Source organism: Aestuariibaculum suncheonense, from assembly GCF_014596935.1.
Lineage (GTDB): Bacteria > Bacteroidota > Bacteroidia > Flavobacteriales > Flavobacteriaceae > Aestuariibaculum > Aestuariibaculum suncheonense.
The window spans coordinates 284282-308938 of the sequence record NZ_JACVXC010000002.1 but is presented as its reverse complement, the minus strand read 5'-3'; the positions used below and the strand labels follow the sequence as shown (position 1 = coordinate 308938).

Sequence of the window (24657 nt, the reverse complement as noted above, 5' to 3'; positions counted from 1 at the left end):
CAATGAAAAATACAAAAACAATATGGTTAGGAATTTTAGCGGCATTTTTATTAGTTGCTTGTTCCAAAGATTTTTTAGAATACGAACCAGAAGGTGTATTATCTAACGAAAATGTAGCCACAGCAGAAAATGCAGAAGCCTTAGTAGTTGCAGCTTACGCTGGAATAGGAAATGATGAAATGGTAGGGCCCTTAACCCATATGTGGGTGTATGGAAGTGTCCGCTCTGATGATGCTTATAAAGGTGGTGGTGGCCGCAGTGATGTTGATATTATCGACCGTTACGAACAGTATAACTTAACCATTGCAGACGATCCTTCAGATTGGATGGGACCTAGAACCTGGACAAATTATTACAAAGCAATTTCAAGAGCCAATTTTGCTCTAAAAGTGATTAATGATATACCTGAAGTAGATTACGCAGATAAAACTTTAAGACAGGCAGAGCTTCGTTTTTTAAGAGCCCATTCGCACTTTGTGTTAAAGCTGTTGTTTAAGAAAATTCCATACATCACAGAAGAGTTAACACAAGAAGAAATCCTTCAGGTATCTAATGAAGTGGATAATGACGATTTATGGAATACCATTGCAGACGACTTTTTATTTGCGTATAATAATTTACCTCAATCACAGGATCAGGTAGGAAGAGCCGATAAAAATGCAGCTGCAGCTTATTTAGCAAAATTAAGACTATATCAGGCTTACGAACAAAACGAAACTCATCAGGTAACTAGTATTAATACATCTCGTTTACAGGAAGTTATTGATTATGCAAATGATGTAACTGGGGCGCTAGAGCCAGATTATGGAAATAATTTTTTAGATGGTTATGATAATGGTTCTGAATCTATTTGGGCTGTACAGTTTTCCATTAATGACGGAACAACAGTAAGCCGCGTGAGTTTTGTGACAGGGTTAAATTCGCCTCACGGGACAGGGTTATACGGATGTTGTGGTTTCCACTTAGCAAGTCATAATATGGTTAATGCGTTTAAAACAAACGCAGCAGGATTACCTTTAATAGACACCTTTAACGATAGTAATATTTTTAATGTCGTAGATGCTTCTGGAAAAACACCTTTGGCAGCGGGGATTACTTTAGATCCTAGGATAGATCATACGGTAGGAATACCTGGGCGCCCGTTTAAATACAGAAATACCGTTAATCAGACGGGAGATATGATTTACAATTTTAGCTGGGCCAGAGACCCTGGAGTTTATGGGTATTTTGGGAATATGAAAGAGCAACAAGCTCCCGACTGTTCTTGTTATGTTAAAGAAGGTCCATTTATTGGAACATCAAAGAATGTTGACTTTATAAGATATGCCGATGTTCTTCTATTTAAAGCTGAAGCTCTAATTCAACTTGGACAAGTAGATCAAGGCGTTACAATTATTAATGAAATCAGAACCCGAGCAGCCAACAGTACACAACGTCCTATAGATGCAGGAGCTAGTGATGTTTATAATATTGGAATGTATCCTATGGGGATGTCTAAAGATGATGCTTTTAAAGCTTTAATATTTGAAAGACGTTTAGAATTTGGTATGGAAGGACCTAGATTTTTCGACCTTGTAAGATGGGGAATTGCTGAGCCTGTTTTAAATGCTTACTTAAATGTAGAAAAGACAAGAAAGGATTTCTTGTCGAGTGCAAAATTTACAGCTGGACGCGATGAGTATTATCCAATTCCTCAACGAGAGATTGACTTTACCGGAGGAGATTTATACAAACAAAACCCCGGTTATTAAATAAATTTAGAATATAGTTTGATTGGTAGTTTTTAATTCGAGTGGGCATAATAACATGTCCACTTGAATTTTTATGAGTAATATAGTTGATGTTTTTCATGGTGATTTCTGTAGAAATTGAATAGCCAGTTTTGCTACTTAAAAACAGACTAAATCTGAAAGGGGAATTTTGAGAAAGATGTAAATTAAACCATTGAAATTACATGATTCAGAGAGGTAATCTAAAATTATAAAAGAAAATAATATGTCGAAAATTGTATGTTTTGGAGAAGTGTTGTGGGATGTATTTCCAACCCACAAAAAAATAGGAGGAGCTCCTTTAAATGTCGCAAACAGATTACAAGCATTAGGTAATGATGTTACCATGATTAGTGCCATTGGTCAAGGCAATAATGGAGCTAAATTGCTTAATTATATTAAAGAAGTTGGTATTGATTCCAGTTGTATTCAAGTACACAATGAATATAAAACGGGTAAGGTAAAAGTCATGTTAAATGATAAAGGATCGGCATCCTACGACATCAAATATCCAAGAGCTTGGGATAAAATCAGATTAACAGAAATAAACAAAAATGCAGTTAAAAATTCAGATGCTTTTGTTTTTGGTAGTCTAGCCGCAAGAGACGAAAGCTCCAGAAATACGTTATTTAAACTTATCGGACTTGCTAAATACAAAATTTTCGATTTAAATTTAAGACCTCCATATTATACTAAAGAGCTTTTAACTAAATTAATGAACGAAGCCGATTTTATAAAGTTTAATGATGATGAACTTTATGAGGTTAGCAAGTTGTTAGATTCAAAGTATTTATCATTAGAGCAGAATATTAGATACATTGCTGAGAAAACAAACACCAAACACATTTGTGTGACCAAAGGACATCATGGTGCTGTTTTGTTGTACAATGACAAATTTTATTATAATAGTGGTTATTTAATAAAAGTGATTGATACTGTTGGTGCTGGCGATTCGTTTTTAGGGTCTTTAATAAGTCAATTACTAAATGAAGTAAATACACAAGAAGCGATAGATTTTGCATGTGCAGTTGGTGCTATGGTAGCCCAAAGTGAAGGAGCAAATCCTGTTTTGCTAAGGTCAGAAATTGATACATTTATAAATCCGTATTAATAAGATATTTTAATCGACTAGACTTGTAGTAAATAAAGTTTATAGGTAATTGTGTTTAATTCGGTCTCAGTAAATCTGTAGAAAAAGTGACACCGATTTAGTCTCGTTTTATTTAGTTTTAAATGAATTTAATTGGGAATAAATAAAATTAAAAAAGCCCGAAATCATAATGTTTTCGGGCTTTTTGGTAGAATTTGATATCTTCTTAGCGGAGAAAGAGGGATTCGAACCCCCGGAGGTGTGACCCTCAACAGTTTTCAAGACTGCCGCATTCGACCACTCTGCCATTTCTCCTTGAGTGTCTCATCAGGTATTCCCTGAATGCGGGTGCAAATATAGTAAGCTTTTCTATTGTTAGCAAACATTTTTTTGTTTCATTTTACACGAATTTTATTAGCTAGTTTAAACAGTTTGTGTATTAGCGAATTGAGCCTTATATAATTCTTTGAAAAAGTATTTTTTGCTATTGATTATTTTGGTTAATAGTCTTTTTAAGGCATATTAAATGTTCCAGGCAATAATGTGTTCCTCGTTTACTAAGCTATCATCAATCAAAACAAAACCTACGTGTGGCGTCCATAGGGCTTTGCTTTCGCGATAACCTTGATTTGTTTTTATTTTTACTAGGTATTGTCCTTCGTCGTTGGGGAGTTGGTCTTTTAAATCTGTATATTCCATATAGCAATATTACTCAATTATGATGTTTTATAAAAATTAAGTGAGCCTCAATAAAAAATCGGCATAAAAAAAGCTTCTCATGACTTTGAGAAGCTTTCTATGTGTTAACGATTGAGTGGTTGTTTAAACTCTTTTTGAAGGAAAAGTCCAACTAATAAAGCGTTATCCGAAGGGCAATACCCAAACGGTTAATCTAATTTTATGCGTTCTTTACGATTGGCCAGTTCCCAAGCCGTATGAAATACTAGGCGAGCACGGGTCTCTAATAAATCGTATTCTATTTTATCAGGAGTGTCCGATGGTCTGTGATAATCGTCGTGAGTACCGTTAAAATAGAATATAACCGGAATGTTGTTTTTTGCAAAATTGTAGTGGTCGCTGCGGTAATAAAAACGGTTTGGATCCTTGTCATCGTTGTACTTATAGTCGAAATCGATGTTTACATATTTTTTGTTTACGTCTTCAGAAATGTTATGCAACTCGGTACTTAACTTATCTGATCCTATCAGGTAAACATAATTACGGTTGTTTTCATGTTTTTTATCCACTCTCCCAATCATATCGATGTTTAAATCAGCAACGGTGTTTTCAAGAGGGAAAATAGGGTCGACATCGGTATAGTAGCGTGAACCGAAGAGTCCGATTTCTTCACCTGTAACGTGTAAAAATAAAATACTGCGTTTTGGTCCGTGACCATTATCGGCAGCTTTTTTAAAGGCTTCTGCAATTTCTAAAATAGCCACAGTACCAGATCCGTCATCATCAGCACCGTTATTAATGTTTCCGTTGCCATTTACCCCAATATGATCTAAATGGGCAGAAACGACAATAATTTCATCTGGTTTTTCGGTACCTTTAATATAGGCCACCACGTTTTCTGAAGCTTTGGCTTTTTTTGAAAAGAAAGACTCTGGAATGTCCTGAAAGTAGTCGCCTTTAGCAATTGGTGATTCTATACCTAAACTTTCGTAATGGTCTTTTAAAAAATTCACAGCCTTTTTCTGTCCTGGTTCACCGGTTTTTCGCCCCTCAAATTCATCGGACGCGTAGGTGTAAAGCGCTTCTTTTAACTCTTCAGAGGTGATAGTTGCAGCATAAGTTACCGATAAATCATCTTTATCTTGTTTTTGATTGTTTTGTGATGTACCACACGATGCAATTAATAAGCTAGTACACAAAAGAACACTTAGTCGTTTCATGAAAGTTAAATTTATTTAGACCTTAATATTACAAAAATGAATTTACAGCCAGCTCGATTTTGAAATTAATTTAACAATTGGTTATTGACATCTGTAAGTAACCGGTGCTTTTGGTTCGCTATTTGCCAGGCTGTTGCAAATATAAATCTTGTGCGCTTCTCCAGAAGCGTGAATTCAATCTTGTCAGGAGTATCGGTGGGTTGATGATAGTCGCTATGTTCGCCATTAAAATAGAAAATAACCGGAATGCCTTTAGCTGCAAAATTATAATGATCAGATCGGGTGTAGTACTGATTTCTGTCTCTCTCGTCGTTATAACGGTAGTCTAAATCGATATTAAAATAGGTGTTATTGATTTTTTCTGAAATATAGTGCAATTCCTTACTAATGCGATCAGCACCGATTAAATAGAGGTAATTAGGATTGTTTTTATGGATATCATCTATGCGACCAATCATATCAATATTAAGATTAGTTACTGTGTTTTCTAAGGGAAAAACAGGGTGTAGTGTATAGTATTCCGAACCTTTTTTGCCAATCTCTTCGGCGGTTAAATGTAAAAATAAAATACTTCGCTTAGGACCATGTCCGTCTTTTTTTGCTTTTTCAAAAGCCTGAGCCATTTCCATTAAGGCTACCGTTCCGGAGGCATTGTCGTCTGCTCCAAAATAGGTTTCTCCTTTATCGTTTACTCCTAAGTGGTCTAAATGCGCAGAGATAATAATGACTTCATCGGGAAATTCAATCCCTTTTATAAAAGCCATGACATTTTCAGTTGGTTTAATGTCTCTAAAGAAAAAGTCTTTAGGAATGTTTTGAAAATAATTAATGGTATCTCCTAAAGGAGACTTAATACCTTTCTTTTGATAGTAGAATTTTAAGAAATTAGCAGCTTTTTTCTGTCCGGGTTCTCCAACACGACGGCCAGCAAAGGATGTTGAAGCAAACTGATATAACTCTATTTTTAGTTCTTCAGCAGTTATGGTATTCGCATATTTTGTAACTAAAGATTCGTCAACCAATTGAATGCTGTCTTTTATGTTTTGAATTTTAGCCGTGTATTTAGGTGTTGCACAAGTACCAACTAAGGTAAGTGCCGAGAGCATGCAGAAGATTTTCATGTGTTTTCTTAATATCACATGAAACTTACATCCATCATTCTTTGGGGCTTAAAAATGTTGAACTTGTGAGTTTCATTTTTGTTTCTGTCCCAAATATATGAAAACCAAGGAAATTACTTACTATTCAATTTCCAAGTTTTCTAAATCTGATGACTCTATTTCTGAATCTATAATCTCGTCAGCTTTAAGTTCAATATTTTCTAATTCAGCGTCATTTATTTCGATAGATTCTATTTGAGAGTCGTCAATTTCAACGCCTTCTAGTTCAGTATTGTCTATTTCTAAATCCCCTAGCTCGGCATCGTCAATTTCAATTTCCAAACCTTCTAACTCTTCAATAGCCGCATCTTGAAATTCTTCTTCTTTAGCCTGAAGTTCATCTGTGTTTTCAACCTCAGTCGTTGTAAAAATGGCTTTGTACGAAGTTAGAGCCAACGCAATAATGGTTAGCAAAAATGAAAACTGAACTAATTTTTTAACTTCTCCTGCTTTTTTGCTTAAGTAAAATGCTCCACCGGCGAACAGAAGAGCGGCTATACCGGGAAAAATAGCCAAATTAGATATTGGTAATACCGAAAAAATTACGGCAAAAATGGAAGCTATTACAGCTAATATGGTTAGCGTCTTTTTCATTGTACAATTAATTTTTTAATCCAGTAGCCGATTTAATTTTCAACTCACCATTACCAACAGGAATTTTAAACTTACCATACACTAAAATTTTATTAGCATCGGCAGTAAGCCATATCAGGTTGTTATCGGTGCCTTGTAAAACATTGTCACTGGAACCAACTGCTAATTTGTAACATTCTTTCTTACCGATGGCAGTGTTAATGGTTTCTTTACCTAAATAAGTAACTTGTCCTTTGGTTTCTTCGCGGTCAAAGATAATAGTAAAACTTTTTTTAGCTCCTACTTTCATAGTACTAAAATCAATCAATCTTAAGTTGTAAATGGTGGATACGATATCTTTGGTGCCGGCATTTATTTTTACGGTTTTATTTTCCTCGAAGTTATTTTTCTTTTTCATTAACGATTTTACTGTTCCGGTACTATGACTAAACGTGTATTTCATGTATTTGTAATAGCCACCTTCGTTAATGTCACGAGAATATAAATAAGGAGTAAGCGTTTTAGGGCTTACATAACTTTCGTATAAATCTCTAATTTTAAAAAAGTTATCCCATTTGCTATAAGTTACCGCCGTACATTTTAATCTTAACAAGGTAGCTTTAGAGGTTTTTACCGGACTGGTTTCCATGGTTACCTGTGCGATATCGTTTAAAACCCCAGACATATTGTAGGAGGCGGTGTAGGTTAGTTTTTCGTTATAACCAACAGCAGTGTTTTGAGCATTGGCCGATACTATTGCTAACAATAGCATGAAAAGAAATGGGATGCGCTTCATAGTATTTAGATTCTAATTTATAACGTCAAGGTTATCATTTATTGTGCCGAAAATACAATGCTTTCATCTATTATACTAATTTTTATTTGTTGTAAGTAATAATGTAGGAGGACTGATAATTGTCATAATTTATAAGTTGAAGTATTTGTAAATTTATGTGTATGAATGTTAATGGTTTATTCTTTAGAGTAAAACAAGAGTGACAAGAAAACCCTTTTAATTATGAAAACGATTTTATTACCTACCGATTTCTCAGAAAATTCGATAAACGCGATTCACTATGCTTTAGATATGTTTAAAGATGAATCTTGCAATTTTTATATTTTGAATGTACAAAAAGTATCGTCTTATGTCTCCGATAATTTAATGATGGGTAGTCCAATGGGTATGGTTTACGACTCCATAGTCGAAGCAGCTAAGGTTTCTGTTGATAAGATGATTGTAAAGTTGACACAAGAATACAAAAATGATAAGCATGAGTTCTTTTCCATGGTGGACTATGATAATTTCACCGATGCCATAAATCAGACTGTAATTAATAATGGTATTGATTTGATTGTTATGGGCACCAAAGGCGCTACAGGCTTAAGTCAGGTGGTTTTTGGTAGCAACACGGTTCGCGTGTTAAAACATGTTAAGGTTCCTGTATTAGTTGTTCCAGAACATTGTAAATACACAGGATTAAAAGATGTAGCTTTTACAACCAGTTTTCAATCCCTGTACAACATGGATGAATTAGAGCTTTTAAATGAAATTATAATAAAAAACAACAGTAAGCTAACTGTATTGCATGTGGTTTTAGAGCATGCTGAAGCTACAGAATTATTTCAGGATGTAGATTTTTTTAATGAGAACTTTGATGATGTGTCTTATAAAATGATTGAAACTAATGTACAGGATGTCTTTGATGCAGTACAAGGATACATCACCAATAACGATGTGAAATTAATTACGATGACTAATAAAAAACATTCGTTTTTAGATAATGTTTTCAAAAAGCATCAGGTTGATGACTTTGCCTTTAGAATTAATATACCATTATTAGTCCTACCAAAGCGAATGTAACTTATGTTACCAAGCGGAGTAACATAAGTTACTGAAAACAAGTTGCTATCAGCCTACTTTTGAAGTATTAATTTAAATAATTATGAAAGAAAAAATAGGTGTATTAATATTTAGTTTTCTTAGCCTTTCTTTGGCGTCTCATGCACAAGAAACCGTACTTATATCTAAAGAACAAGTACTAAGCAGAGTTCAGGAAGAAAACACATCCATAAAAATATCGGAGGAAGCATTTAATTCAGCAAAAGCAGATTTCAGGCAGACTAATGCTGTGTTCTTACCTAATATTACCGCAAGCCATACCGGAATTTCTACAACAAATCCGCTTATGGCTTTTGGTTCTAAATTAAACCAGGAGATTTTAACGGCTTCAGATTTCGATCCAGCATTGTTAAACGATCCTTCTAAAACCCAAAACTTCGCAACTAAAATTGAGGTTCAGCAACCTTTAATAAATGCCGATGGGATTTATCAGCGTAAAGCTGCTAAAACAAAAATGGAGGCGATGTCGTTACAAACGCAGCGTACTTCAGATTATCTTGCATTAGAGGTCGATAAAGCGTTTATGCAATTACAGTTGGCCTACAAAGCGGTTGATGTTTTAGAAAAAGCTCTTGAAGCCGCCAATGCCAATAAAACTTTAGCCGAAAACAGTTTCAAACAAGGCTATTTACAACGCTCCGATGTGCTTAACGTTGAAGTTCGTGTAAGCGAAGTTTTGGCGCAGTTACAAAATGCAAAAAGTAATGTGCAAAATGTGTCAAACTACTTATCATTTTTAATGAATGATGAAACGTATGTCGTGTATAAACCAAGTGAAGAATTAGTGGTTCAGTCGTTACAGTTTCAAGATGCTAATATTTCAGAAAACCGTAGTGATATTAAAGCTATGGAATTAGCCAGTCAGGCTTATAAGGATATGAGCAAAGCTGATAAAATGACTTTTTTGCCGCGGTTAAATGCCTTTGGTAGTTATGAAATGTATGACGATAAAATATTCAGAGCCGATGCGAGTGGTTATGTGGTTGGAGCGCAGTTAAGCTGGGATATTTTTCAGGGATCTAAACGTTTTGGTAAGGCACAGAAAAGTAAGGCCGAATATGAAAAATCGAAGTTAGAATACAACCAGTATATATCACAAAGCAAGCTGGAACTTAACAAAGCGAAACGTATGTTATTGGATGCAGAAAACAAGCTGAACATAACCAAACTGGCTTTAGCGCAATCGGAAGAATCTTTAAGAATACGAACCAATAGATTTAAAGAAGGTTTAGAAAAAACGTCCGATTTGTTAATGGCCGAAACCCAGTATGCACAAAAACAGCTAGAGTACCATCAAACCATTTTTGAATATAATTATGCGAAGGCATATTTAGAATTTTTAACTAAAGAATAAGAGCAAAACATGAAAAAAATATACACATTAACAATACTATCACTAGCCGTTTTATTCGCTAGTTGTGGAAGTGATGAAAAAAAGGCCGTTGCAGATAATAGACCTGCCGTAGCGGTTACAGTAAATCAAGTTTCAGCAAATGGAAACTCACCTTTTTTAGCGGTGAGCGGAAAAATTAAAGCAGAGAATAGTGCTACCTTAAGTACCAGAACTATGGGATACATTAATAATGTACTGGTAAATGTTGGAGATGAGGTTAAAAAAGGGCAGTTATTAGTAGCTATTAATAACGCCGATTTACAAGCCAAAAAAGCACAGGTTAATGCAGGCATTACCGAAGCAACGGTGGCGTTTAACAATGCAGAAAAGGATTATAATCGTTTTAAAAATTTATACGATAATAATAGTGCTTCACAAAAGGAACTGGATGATATGACGGCGCGATACGAAATGGCAAAAGCCCGTTTGGAGTCGGCGAAACAAATGGAAAATGAAGTGAAAGCACAATTTGCATACACGAATATTACAGCGCCCTTTAGTGGTGTTGTAACCAGTAAAATGGCAGAAAAAGGTGATATGGCGAATCCGGGACAACCGTTAATTACGGTTGAAGCACCAAGGAATTATGAGGTGATGGCTATGGTTCCTGAAACCGAAATTTCAGCAATTAAGAAAGGAACTGAAGCTACGGTTTTAGTAAAATCAATCAACCAGACGTTAAAAGGACAAGTAACCGAAGTGAGTACTTCGGCGAGTCAGACTGGCGGACAGTATTTAGTGAAAGTCGTTTTAGAGAAAACCGATGCGAATATTTTATCGGGCATGTTTACTACCGTACAATTTCCGGTGGAACGCAAAGCTAAAACGGCTATGATTTTAATACCAACAGAAGCGGTAATTACCAATGGACAGTTGTCTGGAGTGTATACCGTAAGCCAAAGTAATACGGCGATTTTGCGCTGGTTGCGTTTAGGCAGAATGTTTGGTGACCAGGTGGAAGTATTGTCAGGTTTATCAGCTGATGAGTCCTATATCGTTTCAGCTGAAGGAAAATTATATAACGGCGCAAAAATTTCAATTCAATAACTATAAATCTGCGTTAGGGATGGCAGCGGCATCCTTTTTATTGTCACATTGAGCGCAGTTACAATGTAAATCAATAAAAAAGATACAGCGTACAGCCCGTTAAAACGCCCAAAAAATTAAAACAATGAAAGAAGGTTTAGCAGGAAAAATAGCCAAGCTTTTTATAGGCTCTAAGCTTACTGTGCTTTTAATGATCGTTTTTATGGTTATTGGAGTGTATAGTTCGTTTTTAATTCCGCGTGAGGAAGAACCACAAATTGATGTGCCTATGGCCGATATTTTTGTGGGGTATCCGGGAGCGAGTCCAACAGAGGTAGAATCGCGTGTGGTAAAGCCGTTGGAGCAATTAATTTCGAATATTAAAGGGGTAGAGTATGTGTATTCTACGTCGATGAAAGAACAAGCCATGGTGATTGTTCAGTTTTATGTGGGGGAAGATATTGAGCGCTCGTTTGTAAAGCTGTACAATGAGATTAATAAGCACATGGATCAGATGCCGGAAGGCGTTACCTTTCCGTTGGTTAAAACGCGTGCGATTGACGATGTGCCGATGTTAGGCTTGACACTGTGGAGTGAGCATTACGACGATTATCAGTTAGGGTTAATGGCTCAGGAGTTGGAAGCTGAAATTAAAAAGGTGAATGATGTGGCCATAACTCATAAAATAGGCGGAAGAAACCGAGAGCTTCGCGTGGTTTTAGATAAAGATAAGTTAGCGGCCAGCGGTCTGGATTTCTTATCGGTATCTGAAATGATTAAAGCCAACAATACCCAGTTAAATTCAGGAACATTTGATAAAAACGATACCGAGTTTGTAGTAAACACAGGAAAGTTTTTAGAGAGTGTTATCGATGTGGAGAATTTAGTGGTTGGGGTGCAACAAAATCACCCGATTTACTTAAAACAAGTGGCTTCAATTATCGATGGACCAGAAGTGCCACAAAACTATGTGAGTCTTGGTTTTGGTCAGGGAAGTGAAAAAGCAGAGACATTTCATTCGGAGTATCCCGCAGTGACTATTTCGGTGGCGAAACGCAAAGGAGCCGATGCTATGAAAATTGCCGATGTGATTATTGATAAAGTGGAGCATTTAAGACAAAACTTAATTCCAGAAGATGTGCATGTTGAAATTACAAGAAACTATGGTGAAACAGCATCCCATAAAGTATCCGAATTATTGCTGCATCTTATCGGTTCAATTATTGCGGTAACCTTTGTAGTAATGTTAGCCATGGGATGGCGTGGTGGTTTGGTAGTGTTTTTATCGGTGCCCATTACGTTCGCCTTAACTTTGTTGAGTTACTATATGTTAGATTATACGCTTAACAGAATTACCTTATTTGCATTAGTGTTTGTTACGGGTATTGTGGTTGATGATTCCATTATTATCGCCGAAAATATGCACAGACACTTTAAGATGAAACGTCTGCCATTTAAACAAGCAGCATTATATGCGATTAACGAGGTAGGTAACCCGACCATTTTAGCGACGTTTACCGTAATTGCTTCGGTGTTGCCAATGGCGTTTGTATCTGGATTAATGGGGCCTTATATGGCACCAATGCCCATCGGGGCGTCTATAGCGATGATTTTATCATTGTTCGTTGCCTTAACGATTACACCCTATTTGGGTTATATTTTCTTAAGAGAAAAGGATAAAAAAGGAGGTGAAGAGAAACCTAAAAAAGCATTGGAAGAAACACTTATTTACAAGTTCTATAATAAGTTCGAACGTCCGTTAATGGAAAACAAAACCAAACGCTGGATTTTTTTAGGAGGGACGTTTGTTTTACTGATAGGAACTATGATGATGTTCTTTACCAAATCGGTTGCGGTAAAAATGTTACCTTTTGATAATAAGAATGAATTTCAGGTAGTGATTGATATGCCTGAGGGTACAACTTTAGAACGAACTGCGTTAGTGGCTCAAGAGATTTCGCAATATTTATCTACACGTCCGGAAGTTGTGAACTATCAGAATTATATTGGAACATCGGCTCCAATTACGTTTAATGGATTGGTTCGTCATTACGATTTGCGTGGAGGAAGTAATATGGCCGATATTCAGGTGAATCTTTTAGATAAGGAAGCACGTTCTGCACAAAGTCATGATATTGCAAAGTTATTACGTCCGGATATTCAAAGGATAGCTTCAAAATACAATGCCAATGTTAAGATTGTAGAAGTTCCGCCAGGACCACCAGTATTATCAACGATTGTTGCAGAGGTTTATGGACCAGATTACCATAAGCAAATGCAAGTTGCCGATAGTATTAAAGGCATTTTGAATAATACTCAGGATGTTGTGGACATTGATTGGATGGTAGAAGCCGACCAAACGGAATATCAATTCACTATCGATAAAGAAAAGGCGATGCTCTACGGAGTGACTCCAAAACAGATTGCCTATATCATGAATATGGCTTTGGCTAATCGTCCTATAACAACCTTATATGATGAGGATGCCGTGAATCAAATTGGCGTTGTGTTGGCTCTGGAGGAAAAGGAAAAGTCAACCATTCAGGATATTTCACAGTTAAAAGTGAAATCGCAACAAGGTAATTTAGTGCCAATTGCCGATTTAGTAGATGTTATTGAAACTACAAGTGCAAAGAGTATTTACAGAAAAAATCAGAAACGCGTGGTGTATGTTATGGCTGATATGGCAGGTGAACTGGAAAGTCCGGCGTATGCAATTTTAGGTATGGAAGAAAAACTTAAAGCGATTGAGTTGCCTCAAGGTTATAAGATGAATGAAATGTATTTAGGGCAACCAGAATACGAAGATGATTATACCGTAAAATGGGATGGCGAGTGGCAGATTACTCTGGAAGTGTTCCGTGATTTAGGAATTGCCTTTTTAGGAGCGATTATCTTGATTTACATATTAATTGTAGGCTGGTTTCAGAATTTTAAAGCACCGGTAGTTATGATGGTGGCTATTCCGTTATCGTTAATCGGTATTATTTTAGGACACTGGATGATGGACGCCTTTTTCACCGCAACCTCATTTATAGGTATGATTGCTTTAGCGGGTATCATGGTGCGTAACTCGGTGCTATTGATTGATTTTATCAACTTGAGATTAGAAGAAGGTGTGCCTTTAAAACAAGCAGCAATCGAAGCAGGAGCAGTAAGAACAACACCAATATTATTAACTGCAGGAACGGTGGTTATCGGGGCATTCGTTATTCTGTTTGATCCTATTTTCCAAGGTTTAGCGATTTCTTTAATGGGAGGAACCATTGTATCGACAGTGTTAACCTTGTTGGTCGTGCCTTTAGTGTACTATATGATTGAACGTAAAAATTATAAATAGAGAATAGACTGCTGCGCTTTCAGAATAAAGATTAAAGACAGCGTTGCTTTTCAAGACTAGATAACATTGAAAAATATTAATAAAGATGAAATTAGTAATAGTAACAGCTGTTGAAGAGTTTCATAACGAGATTATAAAACTGTTTAAAAAGGCGCAAATAGAAAACTTTAGTGAGTCGGAAATTGATGGTTATAAAATAACAAATCCTTTAATCGTGGCATCAAACTGGTTTGGAGCAGAGGCTAAAGGCAATGAGTCTAATATGTTTTTTTCGTTTACCGAAGAAGATCGTATTGATGCTCTATTTAAGTTAATTGAAGAATTTAATGGTCAAATGGAAACTAACAATCCAATCAGAGCTATTGTACTTCCAATTGAACGTTTTATTTAAAATAAAAACAAATATAAATTATGAAAAATCGAATAGTACGCGGTATTGCCGGAACTTTTATTCTGGTAAGTTTAATATTAGCCATTTATGTAAACCAGAACTGGCTATGGTTCACCGCATTTGTTGGCGCTAATTTATTACAATCGTCATTAACCAAGTGGTGTTTAATGGATACCATTTTAGGAAAATTAGGCGTTAAAGACTAGTGCTTTTAATTTACAATAATACAGGTTTGGTTGACACTTTAGATTGATGTTGTTTAAGTTGTTAATGTGTTAAGGTTAATTCTTGTAATAATTATTTTTATTGTAAGTAATTAACTATTAACTTTATAAGGTGATCAGCCAAACCTTAAATTTCAATGAGATGTAAGTTCTTTACTTTTGTATGCCTCATTTCTATCTCCATGTCTTTTGGTCAATCGACCCGATTAGATAGTTTAAAAACTAACTTTAAAAACGAAAAATTATCAGACTCTCTTAGGTTTGAATCAGGTCTTGATGCGTTCATGTTAATATTCCGAAAAGATATTGATAGTGCTAGACATTATGCCCAGTCAATTTTAGAATTCTCTACTCAAAAACAAAAGAAAAACTGGGAAGCCACGACATTACGCTTTATAGGTAACACCTATGCCTACCAAGGCGATTCTAATGAAGCCTTAAAGTATTTCATTTCCAGTCATACCATTTTAGAAGACTTAGGTGATATTAAAGGGATGGCTACAACTTACAACAATATTGGTACAACATATTACGAATTAGGAGATTTTGCTAAAGCCATAGATAACGAGTTGAAAGGCTTGAAATTGGCTGAAAAAGTTCACGATACCATGGGCTTAGCTCGTCTGACCAATAATTTAGGGAATGTATTTATACGTCAGAAAAATAATGAAAAGGCTCTGGAGTATTACACTTATAGCTTAAACCTGAAAAAGAAAATGGGTGATAAACAGACCTTGGTTCACACCTATAATAACATAGGTCTGGTATATAATAACCTTCAGGAATTCGATAAAGCACTCGAAAATTTTAAGATTTGTATTCAATTATCCGAAGAACTGGATGATAAGCGTTCTCTTACCCGAGCTTACGGTAATATTGGCGAGTTGTATAGTATGAAAGGTGACTTTCATGAAGCCTTGGGTTATTTAAACAAAAGCATTACCATAAAAGCAGAAATAGGCGATAGCGAAGGGTTGGTTGCTGCGTACTTGGTTCGTGGAATTATTTATTTAGGTTTGAATCAATTTGAAAAGGCGCGATCAGATTGTCAGAAAAGCTTAGATATGTCTAAAGATACGCAGGAACTTTTAGTCGAAAAGGAGGCTTGTGAGTGTTTAAGTGAGGCATGGCAGCATCTTGGAAATTACAACAAAGCTTTGCAGTATTACAAACAATCGGTGATAGCCAAAGATTCCTTATTCAATAATGAAAAAGTACAGGAAATTAATCGTCAGGAACTGGAATATCAGTTTGAACGTGAAAAATTAGCCGATAGTATCGCCTTTAATAAACAAAAAGCCGAACAAGAATTACGTCATGCCGAAAGTTTAAGTAAACAGCGAAACAAGACCAATCTGGTAGTATTTAGTACCATTGGCTTGTTGCTTATCGGATTTATTTACTGGCGTTCCAGACGAAAAAGCATTAAGCTAAAACAGGAACGTGAAGTCATCTCTAAATTAAAGCAGGTCGATCAGCTTAAAGATCAGTTTTTAGCCAACACCTCACACGAATTGCGCACACCGCTAAATGGTATTATTGGTTTGTCAGAATCATTAAAAGATGGTGTGGCCGGGCCATTATCTTTAAAAGCAATTGAGAATTTAGACATGATTGTCAATAGCGGTAAGCGCTTATCAAATTTAGTGAATGATATTCTTGATTTTTCTAAACTAAAAAATAATGATTTACAATTAGCAATTCGTCCGGTCGATTTATATGCGATTACAGATTTGGTGTTGAAAGTTTCTGAAAGCCTAATAAAAGGAAAACCAGTCCAGTTAATCAATTCCGTTCCTAAGGACATTAATCTGGTTGAAGCCGATGAAAACCGGCTTCAGCAGATATTATTCAACCTGATTGGTAATGCCATTAAATTCACTGAAAAAGGGGCCATTCAGATAGAAACCAAACAAGTGGCGGAAAAGATGGTGATTTCGGTATCCGATACCGGAATTGGTATTCCTGAAGAAAAGTTCGAAAGCATTTTTAAATCCTTTGAGCAAGTTGATGGTTCAGTAGAGCGTGAATACGGCGGAACCGGTTTGGGCTTATCGGTAACTAGGCAGTTAGTGGAATTACATGGCGGTAACATTTATGTTGCATCTAAAGTAGGAGAGGGGTCTACATTTACGTTTACGTTGCCAATGAGTAACGCAAAACGACAGGATGTGGTAAATTATAAACCGCAAACTTTAGGGGATACTGTTCAAAAAATTAAAACGGATTATCACGAGGAGGGTGTTGAGGATGTAACTTCTGAAATCAGAAATATTAAGGTTTTGGTGGTTGATGACGAACCTGTTAATCGCAGGGTTTTAGAAAATCATCTTACCGTGGCAGGTTATGGCGTTGTGGAAGCAGGCAGCGGAACAGAAGCTTTAAATCTGATTAAACAGGAAACTTTCGATTTGGTACTGCTCGATGTCATGATGCCTAACCTTTCAGGGTATGAGGTTTGTGAAATTATTAGAAAAGAATATTCGGCGAGTGAGTTACCAATTGTTTTACTTACCGCTAAAAATCGGGTAAGTGATTTGGTTGCTGGTTTTAATGTAGGAGCCAACGATTATTTAACCAAGCCGTTTTCAAAAAACGAATTGTTAAGCCGCATTAAAACCCATGTGAATTTAAAAGGAATTCATAAGGCAACCAGCCGTTTTGTGCCAACGGAGTTTTTAAAGTCGGTAGGGCGAGAAGCGATTACCGATGTGGTATTAGGTGATCATATTGAAAAACACGTGACGGTATTATTCACGGATATTCGCGATTACACAAGTCTGTCTGAAAGCATGACGCCTGAACAAAATTTTAAGTTTGTAAATGCGTATGTAGGACGGATGGGGCCCTTAATACAGAAAAATAAAGGGTTTGTGAATCAGTATTTAGGCGATGGTATTATGGCGTTGTTTCCTGAAAATGCAACTCATGCTCTACAGGCGACAATTGATATGCAGCAAATGATAATTCAATACAATAAACGACGCGTGTCGGAAGGTTTCAGGCCGCTTTCGGTGGGTATGGGTTTACACACCGGTGAACTTGTTATGGGTATTATTGGAGACGTTTATCGTAATGATACTGCCATTATTGCCGATACGGTAAATACAGCCTCACGAATGGAAGGAGTTACTAAGTTTTACGGTGCCAAAATCATTATAAGTGATAGTAGTTTGAGTACAATCACAAATAAAGAAGACTTTAATTTTAGATACCTTGGTAAGGTTCGAGTAAAAGGCAAATACAATACTATGGGAATTTATGAATGTTTTGATGGAGATGAAGATGATAGTATTGTGTTGAAACGAAAAACCCTGAGTAAATTTGAAGAAGGCATGACTTACTTTTTTGCAAAGGAGTTTCCGAAAGCTTCGGTGGCTTTTGATAGTGTTTTATCTATACATCCTACCGATTTGGTAGCTAAATACTTTTTAAACAAGTCAGCTGAATACACTATTTCCGGAGCACCCGAACATTGGGATTATGTAAATACAATTCCTGATAAATAAGATTAAAGAGCTTTAGTCTTTTTTCATTTTAAGCAATTGTTCGTTGGCTTCTTTGAAAATATTTTTAATTACATCTCCATTTGAGGGTTCTTCGATAAGCGTTTCCGGATCCCATTGACTACGTTCAGTAGCAAAAAAATCACCACCATAAATATGCAGTCCTCCAGTAAATCGCTTTAACGGATTGGTTACTGAATGAATAGCATTAGCATTAAGCATAGCTACATCGCCTTCAAACAGACATTTAGCCTTACTGGCTTCTAATCCGTTTTCGGTGCGTTTCCATAAAATATTATCTTCTCGACCAGTATAAATACCAATGTTAGCCCACATCAGGTGGTTATGAGGCATAAGGTTCATTTGTGGTGTCCAGGAAGCGGCAAAAATGGTTATATCTTTAGAGCGAAGAAAGACTTTAAGACCTGCTTCAGTTGGAGGTCCAATGGCTTTCAGCATTTCAGAAGGGTTTGAAACGGCCCTAGCCAAAACTTCTTTTACTGCTTCCTGAGGATTAGAATCTTTATTGGCAGTAATGCAGTCTTCAATAAACTTGTGCATTTCAATTAAATCGCGTTCTTCTAATGGAATAATCGATTCTCCGGGATCTAAAGCCTCTGTTGAAATGTTAACAGATTCAGCAGAAATAAAAGCAGGAAGTGTTGCTAGACTAAGTCCAAGACCTAATGTTTTTATGACGCCTCTTCTGGAATTATCGTTGTCCTCGTTGTTAGGAGTTTTTGTTTTACGTGACATGACTGGCTTATTTTTAGTAAGTTACGTAAAATAAAATGGCTTTGAGATTATTTAGATATTTACTTTATATGTAAGTGTTTCATTTTTAAACCTCTTTAGCCATGTCTACAATTCTTTTAATGGTTTTGTTTAGGTCATTTTTACGCCAGCTTATATATAAATCTATGCTTTCATTCAATTCAATAAATCTCACATTTTCAGGTTTAGCATATTTAAAAGAATGTGGAAGAATAGAAATACCAAGTCCCTGTGAAACCAGATTTAAAATCATGCCTCCAAAGTCTGATTCAATAATCGTTTTAGGTTCGAAGTTGTATTTATTAAACAGATTTCTTAAAAGCGATGCAAAAAATGTAGAATGATGTAAACCTGCAATAATAAACTTTTCATCTTTTAAGTCGTTTAAATTGCCGAAATTGCTGATATTCAGCCAGTGGTTGTTTGGTACAACCAGGCAAACCGATTCTGATGAAAGTTTAACAGAATCGATATGGATGTTTTTTATTTCGTCTCGACTTAATGCAATATCTGTACTGTAGTCCAGCAACAATTTTTCGTGATTTTCATCGGTAGGCTCTGTTAACTCCAGTTTTAAATCAGGGAGTTTGTCATTAATGTGTTTTAGGAAATTAGGCAGAAAGCTAAAAGCAATGGAACCAACATAAGTGATTGAAACCCGTCCGGAGTTGCCCTCGTCTATTTTTTTAGCCTGTGTTTTTACCTGGTTGAATTCATTAATTAAAATTGTCCAGTGTTCCTGAAGAAATTTACCGGCATCGGTAAGTTTCACATTCCTCTTGTCTCTTTGAAAAAGTTGAATTCCTAACTCGTCTTCAAGCGACTTAATCTGTCTGCTCAATGACGATTGTGAAATAAACACCTTTTCAGCGGCTCGCCAAAAATGTAGCTCTTTCGCTAAGGTTAAAAAATAATTGATTTGCTGAATGGTCATGATTAATGCGTTTTTAGCATTAGTTGGTCAAAAATATGTATTTTTTGAGTGTCTTGAAAGTAATTTCTTTGCCGAAGTTTTAATCATGATTTCCTAATACAGAGAAATATGTTTGGTATAGAAAATTTTATGACGTTTGCCCTAACGGCACTATTGTTTGTAATGGCTCCAGGAATGGATACAGTATTTGTTTTAAACAAATCGATTGGCGAAGGAAGGAAATCCGGTATGTATGCTGTTTTAGGTATAAATACAGGGGTTTTAACGCACACGTTTCTTGGGGCAATCGGCTTATCTGTACTCATTGCGAAGTCTGAGTTGGCCTTTGCGTTAATAAAGTATGTAGGAGCTTTGTATGTCATTTATATGGGCGTTTTAAAACTAAAAAGCAAGACCTCATTTTTATCTGACAATCAATCAGAACAGCCATCTAAAATTGCTAGAAGTGACTTTTGGTCTGGATTCTTTACTAATTCATTAAATCCTAAAGTTGCATTATTCTTTCTAGCCTTTTTTCCACAGTTTATTAATCGTAGTGAGATTGAAAACCCAATTCCATTTATCGTCTTAGGTTTAACATTTGCTTTAATAGGTGTGATTTGGTACTTAAGTCTTACTTTGTTTGCCAGTAGTTTGTCTCACAAAGTAAAGAGCCATCCGCAAAGTAGTATATGGCTAAACCGGTTAAGCGGGCTGATTTTTGTTTGTATGGGTTTGAAGATGGCTTTAGGGTAAAAGTTGAGTTATTTACTCAATTTTAAAATTCTAAAAGCACCTTGAATAACCAGTAAAAATACTATGGTTCCAATAATTAAATCGGGTTTGTTAGAATGCAGCCAGTTTACTAAAAGTCCTGCAATGATGACTCCCAGATTAATGATGACGTCGTTGGAGGTGAAAATCATGCTGGCTTTCATATGTACTTCTTCTTTACTTTTTGACTTTTGTAAAATATAAAGACAAATACCATTGGCAATAAGAGCAAAAACAGAGACGATAATCATGGTTGAAAAGTCAGGAAGCTTTTCTACTCCAAAAAAGCGTCTTAAAACTTCAACGAAGCCAATAACAGCAAGAGTCAACTGAAAATATCCGGTCAGTTTTGCAATGCGTTTTTTCTTAATTATTGTTCCGCCAACAGCTAACAAACTTATGCCATAAACAAAACTATCGGCAAGCATGTCTAAACTATCAGCCACAAGCCCCATGGATTTTGAAAATATTCCGGTAGCCATCTCTATAAGAAAGAATGCAAAGTTTATAGCAAGAACAATCCAGAGTAATTTTTTCTGTTGGATATCTTCATGAAATGTGGTTTGTTCGGTATGTTCGGTTGAGATTTTTTTTCCACCTAAATTGAGTTCTACTATAGACTTTTCTATCTGGTCGCTGTTGTATTCATGAAATACGGTTAGCGTTCGGTTAGAAATATCGAAATCCAGATTTTTAATGTGTTTGATACCGTCTAATTTCATTCGGATGAGGTTTTCTTCCGAAGGGCAGTCCATTTTAGTGATTTCAAATACAGTTTTGTTCATTTGTTTTTTAGTTCAATATCTGTGCTAAATCAAACTAAAAGTAATCATTTTTATTTGGAACGTAAACCTTAAATCTATTTTGCTCTGGTGCATGTTAAACAGTAATTTTGATGTTAGCGTTGACCTTTAATAAGTCTGAAATCATTTCATCATTGTCATATGGTGCTATATAAATATCATCATATGTGTTGTATTTAATAATGATTCCGTTAGCCGAAAGTGCTGGTTTTATGCCAAGCCACATGGTTTTGTCTTTTTGAATTTCGGTGATGTTGGAAATTTCTATTTTTCCTCTTAAATAACCAGAACGGTAAATGAGTTGATTGTTTTCAATTTTGTACGAAGTATCAAAATAGAGCCAGAGTAATAACAGCATGGGAATTAAAATCGGAAAGTAAAACAGTAGTTTTTCATTAATGGATTTGTCCTCCAGAATGAATAAAAGGACTGGTAAAATTATAAACCCCAATAAAACATAATGTATAAGTCCTCTTCGACTAGCTTTGTACGTTTTCTTAATACCCATATTTAAATCCATTTGACATGTAATTAATTTAAAGTTTTGTAATGATTTAGTTTATTGGGTTTTTGTTATTTTAAATGTAAGAAAATTAATTTAATTAAGCTGATTTATAACATCATTTGTAATAGTATGTACTTAGTTTTCCTTCGAGTCATGTTCGATATTCCTTCGGGAATGCTTCGGTAAAAGCCTTATTTTACGAAGAAAACCCGAACAATTCCCGAAGAAGTATCGAAGGAAACTATTTTTAGACGATTTGAATTGAAGCTATTTTAATAAGAATAAAATGATGTAATAGCCTTGTTTCACAAGGGTAACGAGAGTTGCATTTGGTGAAAAATAAAAAAAACCGCCTGTTGAGAGCGGTTTTTTTGAATTCAGAATTTTTAAATTGAGTTTTTTACTGACTTTCCTTAATATAACCCCAGCCATCTTTTTGTCGGTTTACAATTTCCATAATGCCATCCGGTACTTGTTTTATGCCTTTTATCAGGTCGCTGTCTTTGGTGTTATGCCGTTTCATCGTGCCGCCACAAATAACAAAATCGATATTGTCTTTTTGTATTAGTTTGGCAATATCTTCGGCTACTACCGATTTGTCTTTTAAAACCATATCTATTGCGCCACCGTACATCACAACTTCAAATTGAGAATCAGGATAAGCCTGAGACATGGCTTTTACATGCCTCACGGTAGCCTGATGCACTTTGGTGTTGTCGCTGGTAACATCGAATACTATTTTTACCGGTTTTTCCTGAGAAAATGCAATTAGTGAAATAAGGCAAATCCAGAAACAGGTGATAGGTGTTTTCATTTGGTTTAAGATTTAATTTTTATTCTCCTGCAAAAATGTAACCGCAGCCATGTTCTTGTGCACGACCTAATGCCCAGACTCCTGAAGGAACAAGTTGAATGTCTGGGAGTATGGCAGCAATCCATTCTTGGTATACCGCTTTAGAGTCTAAGCCCATTTCTATAGCCGCAGCATTACTAAATACTTTCATAGCTAAATCACATACACAAAACAGAGCTCCACGTTCCTGCATGCGTTTTAAGCCTTCAATCATTGGTAAAGGAAAATCGCCTTCCTGAGGGATATAGTAAGGGTTTCGAGTGTATGGAGTACCGTCGGCAGTATTCACATTAAACATTTTTCCTAAATTGTATTTTTTCCATAAAGCATCGTTAAAAGCGAATGCAATGGCTTTATGCCGAAGTACAGTCATGGCGGTCATATCTTCATCAGGTGTACCAGTGCCGTTGTTTGTAAAGTAGAAAGCCCAGTTCCAGATAATAGGAAATCCATGATGTGGCATAGAGCCATCGTAAACAATACGGTGTTTTCCTTTAATTTTTTTGAACCAGTCTTCGGCACTGTATAATTTTTCAGTATCTGGGATCGGTACATCGGCATAAAGAGGATTGGTTAATACCGAGATGGTACTGGCTGTTGCTCCTAAAGCTAGAGCGCCTATAAATTGTCGTCTAGAGTTGTTTGTTGTTGTTTTCATAATTATTTGGTTTTGTTAATGTTATACGTTTTTTTGTAATATGCCATGATAGGTTGAAAAGGGCCTATCTGGTGTTGTTCGGTCGAAAAATTATCAGCATAAGGAGGGTAAGGAGTAGATACGGGTTTTTTCTTTACATCTGGGAAATCCTTTTCTGGATTTGTTTTTAAAGGGCGTTGCTGCTGATTGATATATCCGGCGACATCGTAAGCTTCTTCGTCAGTCAGTACTGGATTGTCGTATGTGGTTCCGAAAGGCATATTAGCTTTAATAAATTCTGCAGCAGTAATCACGCGAGCCATACCGGCACCATGATTGAATGAATCGTCTCCCCAAAGTGGCGGATATTCATAAGTGTAACCGTCAGCACCCATAACTCCCAAACCGCTGCTCGTGTGGCAAACAGCGCAATTAGTTTCAAAAACAGTTTTGCCATTGTTTAAATTAACAGCGCGTTCAGGAAGCTTTAGTTTAGCAAAACCTTGTCCTTCAATATTGCCATCTTTTGGAGCATACCGACTTAAATATTCCAGATATTTAACAATGGCTTTCATTTCTTTACTATCAGCCGGAAGCATATGACCATTCATACTACGTTCCATACATCCGTTTATTCGGTCTTGAATAGTTCCTATTTTATTTTCCCTACCTCTGAATTGAGGAAACCGTTGAATGATGCCAATTAGCGGGACAGAGTATGGCTTCGTCCCCGAGTTAAGATGACAGTTTTTACAAGCCAGTCGGTTGCCTTGGAAGACCATATCTGGGTTGCCATTATGAGGGCCAATATACTTGGGTGTTTCGTTAAAAATTTGATAGCCGTATTTAATCATTGAATTGTTTTCAGAATCATCTAATGCGGCTGCATCATAGTTCATGTAATATATATCAGGTAATCGTTTGGTAGGATGCAGCGAGATGATATCGAAAATAACAAGTACTAGAATGATCGTTAAAACAATAATCGCGCTAAAGCAGACTATAAAAAGCTTGCCTACCTTGTTTAATATGTTTGTCGGTTGGTTATTCATTATTAGGGTTTAAAACAAACAACAGTTAAGCAGCTAGGTCGTGAGAGGCAAAATAAGTAGGAGAGGTGTGGAATGT

Annotated in this window: 22 protein-coding genes and 1 tRNA gene; 10 read left to right on the top strand and 13 right to left on the bottom strand. The window is 36.0% G+C overall.

Annotated features, from left to right (window positions below):
- Positions 1-2 precede the first annotated feature (2 nt).
- The gene (locus ICJ84_RS06955; RefSeq protein ID WP_241748717.1) at positions 3-1751 is read left to right on the top strand and encodes a RagB/SusD family nutrient uptake outer membrane protein; all 1749 of its coding nucleotides are present in this window, start codon (positions 3-5) and stop codon (positions 1749-1751) included.
- Between the two features lie 244 nt (positions 1752-1995).
- On the top strand, positions 1996-2880 hold the full coding sequence (locus tag ICJ84_RS06950) for a carbohydrate kinase family protein (RefSeq protein ID WP_188215650.1): 885 nt from the start codon (positions 1996-1998) through the stop codon (positions 2878-2880).
- A 209-nt stretch (positions 2881-3089) separates the two neighbouring features.
- Here the strand turns inward: ICJ84_RS06950 and ICJ84_RS06945 are convergent.
- From ICJ84_RS06945 to ICJ84_RS06920, 6 genes are all read right to left on the bottom strand, one after another.
- A tRNA-Ser gene (locus ICJ84_RS06945) sits at positions 3090-3174 on the bottom strand.
- Between the two features lie 207 nt (positions 3175-3381).
- Positions 3382-3558, bottom strand: a complete 177-nt coding sequence (locus tag ICJ84_RS06940) for a hypothetical protein (protein ID WP_188215649.1) — start codon at positions 3556-3558, stop codon at positions 3382-3384.
- 188 nt (positions 3559-3746) lie between these two features.
- Complete coding sequence (locus tag ICJ84_RS06935; protein ID WP_188215648.1) at positions 3747-4757, bottom strand: M28 family metallopeptidase; 1011 nt, start codon at positions 4755-4757, stop codon at positions 3747-3749.
- A 65-nt stretch (positions 4758-4822) separates the two neighbouring features.
- The gene (locus ICJ84_RS06930) at positions 4823-5878 is read right to left on the bottom strand and encodes a M28 family peptidase (protein WP_188215647.1); all 1056 of its coding nucleotides are present in this window, start codon (positions 5876-5878) and stop codon (positions 4823-4825) included.
- Between the two features lie 120 nt (positions 5879-5998).
- The gene (locus ICJ84_RS06925) at positions 5999-6511 is read right to left on the bottom strand and encodes an FUSC family protein (protein WP_188215646.1); all 513 of its coding nucleotides are present in this window, start codon (positions 6509-6511) and stop codon (positions 5999-6001) included.
- 7 nt (positions 6512-6518) lie between these two features.
- Complete coding sequence (locus tag ICJ84_RS06920; RefSeq protein WP_188215645.1) at positions 6519-7286, bottom strand: DUF3108 domain-containing protein; 768 nt, start codon at positions 7284-7286, stop codon at positions 6519-6521.
- A 222-nt stretch (positions 7287-7508) separates the two neighbouring features.
- On the opposite strand from ICJ84_RS06920, the gene ICJ84_RS06915 reads away from it, so the two are divergent.
- The 7 genes from ICJ84_RS06915 (at position 7509) to ICJ84_RS06885 (ending at position 18273) form a co-directional block, all read left to right on the top strand.
- On the top strand, positions 7509-8351 hold the full coding sequence (locus tag ICJ84_RS06915) for a universal stress protein (protein WP_188215644.1): 843 nt from the start codon (positions 7509-7511) through the stop codon (positions 8349-8351).
- 82 nt (positions 8352-8433) lie between these two features.
- A complete protein-coding gene (locus ICJ84_RS06910; RefSeq protein ID WP_188215643.1) occupies positions 8434-9744 on the top strand; it encodes a TolC family protein in 1311 nt (436 codons plus the stop codon).
- A 9-nt stretch (positions 9745-9753) separates the two neighbouring features.
- Positions 9754-10830 (top strand): efflux RND transporter periplasmic adaptor subunit, encoded by a 1077-nt coding sequence (locus ICJ84_RS06905; RefSeq protein ID WP_188215642.1) that lies wholly within the window; start codon positions 9754-9756, stop codon positions 10828-10830.
- A gap of 124 nt (positions 10831-10954) precedes the next feature.
- Complete coding sequence (locus ICJ84_RS06900) at positions 10955-14149, top strand: efflux RND transporter permease subunit (RefSeq protein WP_188215641.1); 3195 nt, start codon at positions 10955-10957, stop codon at positions 14147-14149.
- A gap of 85 nt (positions 14150-14234) precedes the next feature.
- The gene (locus tag ICJ84_RS06895; RefSeq protein ID WP_188215640.1) at positions 14235-14540 is read left to right on the top strand and encodes a hypothetical protein; all 306 of its coding nucleotides are present in this window, start codon (positions 14235-14237) and stop codon (positions 14538-14540) included.
- Between the two features lie 20 nt (positions 14541-14560).
- Positions 14561-14746 (top strand): YgaP family membrane protein, encoded by a 186-nt coding sequence (locus ICJ84_RS06890; RefSeq protein ID WP_188215639.1) that lies wholly within the window; start codon positions 14561-14563, stop codon positions 14744-14746.
- Between the two features lie 155 nt (positions 14747-14901).
- Positions 14902-18273: a tetratricopeptide repeat protein gene (locus ICJ84_RS06885; protein ID WP_188215638.1), complete on the top strand. Its 3372-nt coding sequence runs from the start codon at positions 14902-14904 to the stop codon at positions 18271-18273.
- 12 nt (positions 18274-18285) lie between these two features.
- Here ICJ84_RS06885 and ICJ84_RS06880 read toward each other — a convergent pair whose 3' ends face one another.
- Together ICJ84_RS06880 and ICJ84_RS06875 are read right to left on the bottom strand one after the other, a co-directional pair.
- Positions 18286-19026: a hypothetical protein gene (locus ICJ84_RS06880; RefSeq protein WP_188215637.1), complete on the bottom strand. Its 741-nt coding sequence runs from the start codon at positions 19024-19026 to the stop codon at positions 18286-18288.
- An 85-nt stretch (positions 19027-19111) separates the two neighbouring features.
- Complete coding sequence (locus ICJ84_RS06875; protein ID WP_188215636.1) at positions 19112-19978, bottom strand: LysR family transcriptional regulator; 867 nt, start codon at positions 19976-19978, stop codon at positions 19112-19114.
- A 108-nt stretch (positions 19979-20086) separates the two neighbouring features.
- Between ICJ84_RS06875 and ICJ84_RS06870 the strand changes: the two genes are divergently transcribed.
- The gene (locus ICJ84_RS06870) at positions 20087-20713 is read left to right on the top strand and encodes a LysE family translocator (RefSeq protein ID WP_188215635.1); all 627 of its coding nucleotides are present in this window, start codon (positions 20087-20089) and stop codon (positions 20711-20713) included.
- Positions 20714-20721: 8 nt separating this feature from the next.
- On the opposite strand, the gene ICJ84_RS06865 is transcribed toward ICJ84_RS06870, so the two are convergent.
- From ICJ84_RS06865 to ICJ84_RS06845, 5 genes are all read right to left on the bottom strand, one after another.
- Positions 20722-21516 carry a cation transporter gene (locus ICJ84_RS06865; protein ID WP_188215634.1) on the bottom strand — a complete coding sequence of 265 codons (795 nt, stop codon included), beginning with the start codon at positions 21514-21516 and terminating at the stop codon, positions 20722-20724.
- 94 nt (positions 21517-21610) lie between these two features.
- Complete coding sequence (locus ICJ84_RS06860) at positions 21611-22042, bottom strand: PH domain-containing protein (RefSeq protein WP_188215928.1); 432 nt, start codon at positions 22040-22042, stop codon at positions 21611-21613.
- 397 nt (positions 22043-22439) lie between these two features.
- The gene (locus ICJ84_RS06855; protein ID WP_188215633.1) at positions 22440-22853 is read right to left on the bottom strand and encodes a DsrE family protein; all 414 of its coding nucleotides are present in this window, start codon (positions 22851-22853) and stop codon (positions 22440-22442) included.
- 19 nt (positions 22854-22872) lie between these two features.
- A complete protein-coding gene (locus ICJ84_RS06850; protein WP_188215632.1) occupies positions 22873-23550 on the bottom strand; it encodes a Tat (twin-arginine translocation) pathway signal sequence containing protein in 678 nt (225 codons plus the stop codon).
- 2 nt (positions 23551-23552) lie between these two features.
- Positions 23553-24581 carry a c-type cytochrome gene (locus tag ICJ84_RS06845; RefSeq protein WP_188215631.1) on the bottom strand — a complete coding sequence of 343 codons (1029 nt, stop codon included), beginning with the start codon at positions 24579-24581 and terminating at the stop codon, positions 23553-23555.
- Positions 24582-24657: the final 76 nt, after the last annotated feature.

What these genes read in the sequence shown, in the direction of transcription:
- ICJ84_RS06860 (WP_188215928.1), bottom strand. Translation starts at nt 22,042, where the DNA reads ATGGGTATTAAGAAAACGTACAAAGCTAGTCGAAGAGGACTTATACAT.
- ICJ84_RS06910 (WP_188215643.1), top strand. Translation starts at nt 8,434, where the DNA reads ATGAAAGAAAAAATAGGTGTATTAATATTTAGTTTTCTTAGCCTTTCT.
- ICJ84_RS06955 (WP_241748717.1), top strand. Translation starts at nt 3, where the DNA reads ATGAAAAATACAAAAACAATATGGTTAGGAATTTTAGCGGCATTTTTA.
- ICJ84_RS06875 (WP_188215636.1), bottom strand. Translation starts at nt 19,978, where the DNA reads ATGACCATTCAGCAAATCAATTATTTTTTAACCTTAGCGAAAGAGCTA.
- ICJ84_RS06865 (WP_188215634.1), bottom strand. Translation starts at nt 21,516, where the DNA reads ATGAACAAAACTGTATTTGAAATCACTAAAATGGACTGCCCTTCGGAA.
- ICJ84_RS06885 (WP_188215638.1), top strand. Translation starts at nt 14,902, where the DNA reads ATGAGATGTAAGTTCTTTACTTTTGTATGCCTCATTTCTATCTCCATG.
- ICJ84_RS06870 (WP_188215635.1), top strand. Translation starts at nt 20,087, where the DNA reads ATGTTTGGTATAGAAAATTTTATGACGTTTGCCCTAACGGCACTATTG.
- ICJ84_RS06890 (WP_188215639.1), top strand. Translation starts at nt 14,561, where the DNA reads ATGAAAAATCGAATAGTACGCGGTATTGCCGGAACTTTTATTCTGGTA.
- ICJ84_RS06900 (WP_188215641.1), top strand. Translation starts at nt 10,955, where the DNA reads ATGAAAGAAGGTTTAGCAGGAAAAATAGCCAAGCTTTTTATAGGCTCT.
- ICJ84_RS06850 (WP_188215632.1), bottom strand. Translation starts at nt 23,550, where the DNA reads ATGAAAACAACAACAAACAACTCTAGACGACAATTTATAGGCGCTCTA.
- ICJ84_RS06880 (WP_188215637.1), bottom strand. Translation starts at nt 19,026, where the DNA reads ATGTCACGTAAAACAAAAACTCCTAACAACGAGGACAACGATAATTCC.
- ICJ84_RS06935 (WP_188215648.1), bottom strand. Translation starts at nt 4,757, where the DNA reads ATGAAACGACTAAGTGTTCTTTTGTGTACTAGCTTATTAATTGCATCG.
- ICJ84_RS06940 (WP_188215649.1), bottom strand. Translation starts at nt 3,558, where the DNA reads ATGGAATATACAGATTTAAAAGACCAACTCCCCAACGACGAAGGACAA.
- ICJ84_RS06920 (WP_188215645.1), bottom strand. Translation starts at nt 7,286, where the DNA reads ATGAAGCGCATCCCATTTCTTTTCATGCTATTGTTAGCAATAGTATCG.
- ICJ84_RS06950 (WP_188215650.1), top strand. Translation starts at nt 1,996, where the DNA reads ATGTCGAAAATTGTATGTTTTGGAGAAGTGTTGTGGGATGTATTTCCA.
- ICJ84_RS06905 (WP_188215642.1), top strand. Translation starts at nt 9,754, where the DNA reads ATGAAAAAAATATACACATTAACAATACTATCACTAGCCGTTTTATTC.
- ICJ84_RS06915 (WP_188215644.1), top strand. Translation starts at nt 7,509, where the DNA reads ATGAAAACGATTTTATTACCTACCGATTTCTCAGAAAATTCGATAAAC.
- ICJ84_RS06845 (WP_188215631.1), bottom strand. Translation starts at nt 24,581, where the DNA reads ATGAATAACCAACCGACAAACATATTAAACAAGGTAGGCAAGCTTTTT.
- ICJ84_RS06930 (WP_188215647.1), bottom strand. Translation starts at nt 5,878, where the DNA reads ATGAAAATCTTCTGCATGCTCTCGGCACTTACCTTAGTTGGTACTTGT.
- ICJ84_RS06895 (WP_188215640.1), top strand. Translation starts at nt 14,235, where the DNA reads ATGAAATTAGTAATAGTAACAGCTGTTGAAGAGTTTCATAACGAGATT.
- ICJ84_RS06925 (WP_188215646.1), bottom strand. Translation starts at nt 6,511, where the DNA reads ATGAAAAAGACGCTAACCATATTAGCTGTAATAGCTTCCATTTTTGCC.
- ICJ84_RS06855 (WP_188215633.1), bottom strand. Translation starts at nt 22,853, where the DNA reads ATGAAAACACCTATCACCTGTTTCTGGATTTGCCTTATTTCACTAATT.